The sequence below is a fragment of the Streptomyces sp. SID1328 genome (assembly GCF_009865595.1).
GTDB classification, from domain to species: Bacteria; Actinomycetota; Actinomycetes; order Streptomycetales; family Streptomycetaceae; genus Streptomyces; species Streptomyces griseoluteus.
On record NZ_WWKH01000969.1, the window covers coordinates 1 to 2,837 of the forward strand.

The 2,837-nt window shown below is 73.0% G+C and carries 4 protein-coding genes and 1 pseudogene; 2 read left to right on the forward strand and 3 right to left on the reverse strand.

Annotated elements, in window-relative coordinates; all coding sequences use genetic code 11:
• Positions 1-26: 26 nt before the first annotated feature.
• On the reverse strand, positions 27-1,124 hold the full coding sequence (locus GT030_RS31315) for a glutamate--cysteine ligase (RefSeq protein WP_161203979.1): 1,098 nt from the start codon (positions 1,122-1,124) through the stop codon (positions 27-29).
• Positions 1,125-1,181: 57 nt separating this feature from the next.
• Positions 1,182-1,982, reverse strand: a complete 801-nt coding sequence (locus GT030_RS31320) for an SDR family NAD(P)-dependent oxidoreductase (protein WP_161203980.1) — start codon at positions 1,980-1,982, stop codon at positions 1,182-1,184.
• Positions 1,983-2,144: 162 nt separating this feature from the next.
• Here GT030_RS31320 and GT030_RS31325 point away from each other — a divergent pair, with 162 nt between their 5' ends.
• A complete protein-coding gene (locus GT030_RS31325) occupies positions 2,145-2,423 on the forward strand; it encodes a DUF2071 domain-containing protein (protein ID WP_161203981.1) in 279 nt (92 codons plus the stop codon).
• Complete coding sequence (locus GT030_RS35960) at positions 2,420-2,569, forward strand: hypothetical protein (RefSeq protein WP_202460791.1); 150 nt, start codon at positions 2,420-2,422, stop codon at positions 2,567-2,569. The genes GT030_RS31325 and GT030_RS35960 overlap by 4 nt, the downstream gene beginning before the upstream one ends.
• 10 nt (positions 2,570-2,579) lie before the next feature.
• On the opposite strand, the pseudogene GT030_RS31330 reads toward GT030_RS35960, so the two are convergent.
• Positions 2,580-2,837: pseudogene (locus tag GT030_RS31330) on the reverse strand (monooxygenase); the annotation flags it as partial.

The following is a 2,837-nucleotide window of genomic DNA, read 5'->3' on the forward strand; positions in this document are numbered from 1 at the left end:
CCGTCCTGGTCACCGCCGCCTGAGGGTCATTCCCCGGCGGTGCGGCGCACGCACTCGGTGACGACCGCGCGGAGGCTGTCCGTGCGGGCCAGGACCGCGCGCTGGACCATCGCGCCGTTGCCGTGCTTCAGCAGGCCCGCGATGGTGTCCTGGACGCCCTCGGCGTCGCCGCGGTCGTCCAGGGCGTCGCGTACGTGGTCGAACAGCGCGCGCACCACCGTCTCCGCCGGGGCGGGACGCATGGTCAGGGGGTGCAGCAGATTCTCCTCCAGGCCGTAGCGGGCGGCCTGCCAGGCGGCGAGCCGGACCAGGGAGGTCTCGAGCCGGGCCGGGGGCTCGCCCGCCTGCCATTCACGGGCGGCCGTCTCCACGAGGGCGCGGCACAGCAGGGCCAGCAGGACCGTGGTGTCCGGGTCCAGGCAGACGTCGGCGACCCGGATCTCGACCGTCGGGTACTGGGCGGAGAGCCGGGCGTCGAAGTAGATCATCCCGGTGTCCCGCAGCACGCCGGTGCCGATCATGTCCCGTACCCGCTCGTGGTACCGGTCGGCGGAGCCGAAGAGGTCCGTCGGCCCGGCCGAGGGCCAGCGGCCCCACATCTGGCTGCGATAGCTGTTGTAGGAGCTGTCCTGGCCCTGCCAGAAGGGGGAGTTGGCGCTCAGGGCGAGCAGGACCGGCAGCCAGGGGCGGATGCGGTCCAGTACGGCCACGCCCTCCTCGTCGGAGTCCACCGAAACGTGCACATGACACCCGCAGGTGAGCTGGTCCGACAGGGTCAGCCCGAAGCGGTCGGCCATCCAGTGATACCGCCGGTCGGGGGTCAGCGCCGGGCTGACCGGCAGGGGAGAGGTGGCGAGGGCGGCCACCGCCGCGCCGGTGCGCCCGGCGAGCCGTCCCGCCTCGGCGCGGCACCTGCGGATCTCGGCCGCCAGCTCGTCGGCCCGGGTCTGCGGGGCCGTGGCGAACTCCACCTGCTGGCGTTGCAGCTCCGGCTCGAAGACCTGCTCCTCGTCCGCCCCGGCGGCCCTGCCGGCCTGCGCCAGCACCGCCGCCGCGACGGCCCGCGGCTCGCCGCTCTCCGCGTCCACCAGGAGGAGCTCCTCCTCCACTCCCACGCTGCGCACGCGGACCGTCCTCCCTGCCCGGTCCGGGGACCGGCCCTCTTTCCTGCGTCCAATCGGTCATTCGGCGCCCGAGCCGGGCTCGGCCATCCTGCGATGGGCCTCGGCCTTGAGCTTGTCGGGGACCACCTTGGCGGCCATACCCTGCGCCTTCGTCATGGCGGACCCCGCGATTACTTTGTCCTTGCCCTCGAAAAGGGCTTCCAGTCCCTCGCGTGCGACCTCGGCGGGGTCGTCCTTCTCCTGCCGGCCGACCTGCGTGTCGTCCATGTCGGCGCGGTGGAAGAACTCGGTCTCGGTGGGACCGGGCATCAGCGCGGTCAGGGTGACGCCGCTGTCCTTCAGCTCGCTCTGCAACGCCTGGGTGAAGGACTGCACGAACGACTTCGACGCGTTGTACACCGCCTGGAAGGTACCGGGCATCGTGGAGGCGATGGACGAGGTGACGAGGATGCGGCCACGGCCTCGGGACACCATCTCGCGCACCACCCGCTTGCCCAGGTGCACGGTCGAGCGCACATTGAGATCGACGATCTCCAGCTCGTCCTCCAGGTCGGTCTCCGCGAACGGGCCGCCCTGGCCCACCCCCGCGTTGAGCACCGCGACATCGAGGGGACGGCCCGTCGCGGTGACCGCCGTCCACAGCTCCTCCGCCTGGTCGTAATGGCGCAGGTCGGCCCGGACCGGCTCCACCGACGCCCCGGTCTCCGCCCGGATGTCCTGGGCCGCCTGCCGCAGCCGGGTGTCGTTCTCGGCGTTGACGATCAGGTCGTAGCCGCGCTCGCCCAACTGCTTGGCCAGCTCGAAGCCGATACCGCTGGACGCGCCCGTGACCAGGGCGAGAGGCTTGAGATCGTTCATGGCCGGGTCTCTTCCTGTACGAGTTCTGCTGTAAAGGGCCGGTGCGGGGCGCGCCTCGCGTACCTCCGCAGTTCCCATATCGGCCGGTCCTGAACGGCGCGAGCACACGGTGGCCCCGATCGAGGGCGTTTCCGTGCTCCCGTCGGGGGGGACTCGCCTTCCATGGTGGCCAACCGCGTGCCGGTCCTGCGGGCCCGCCGGCTGACGCAGACCTTCCTGAGCCGGCCCTACGCGCCGGCGACAGTCCAGGCGCTGCTGCCCGAGGGGCTGGTCGTCGACGAGTTCGAGAACGCCGCGTGGGTCACCCTGACGCCGCTCCTCATGGCCGACGTCCGGCCCGCGGCGCTGTTCTCCCGGAGCGTCGACCACGCATGGGCGGGCGCCACCCGCCCCGTGCGATCCCCGTACCCATCGAACCCCCGACAAGGAGGCCGGACATGAGCGAGCCGACCCCGACCCCGTCCCAGGCAGAGGGCGAGCGGGAACCGGACCCGGAGGAACGCCCTGCCCGCGCAGTCCACCCCGACGTGCCGCGCACCACACCCTCGCAGGCCGAGGGCGAACGGCTGCCGGAGGACGACGAGTAGCCGCCCTTCGCTACCTGAGCGCGTGCACCGCCGCCGCGAACACCGGCGGCATCCGGGACGCCACCGGCACGACGAGCCGGGCGGTCCCCGGTCGGCTGCTCGCGGCCAGCAGCGCCCTGGTCAGCAGGCGGTGGCGGCGCGTGGCCAGCGTCCACTCCCGCTCGTACCGCTCGGGCCGCCCGGCCGCGAGGCACCGTACGGCGGCCTCGGCCGTCGCCAGGGCGAGCGCGACGCCCTCGCCGGTGAGCGCGTCCACATAGCCCGCCGC

Excerpts from the sequence above, each read along its gene's own strand:
- GT030_RS35960 (WP_202460791.1), top strand. The coding sequence starts at position 2,420 with ATGAGCGAGCCGACCCCGACCCCGTCCCAGGCAGAGGGCGAGCGGGAA.
- GT030_RS31320 (WP_161203980.1), bottom strand. The coding sequence starts at position 1,982 with ATGAACGATCTCAAGCCTCTCGCCCTGGTCACGGGCGCGTCCAGCGGT.
- GT030_RS31325 (WP_161203981.1), top strand. The coding sequence starts at position 2,145 with ATGGTGGCCAACCGCGTGCCGGTCCTGCGGGCCCGCCGGCTGACGCAG.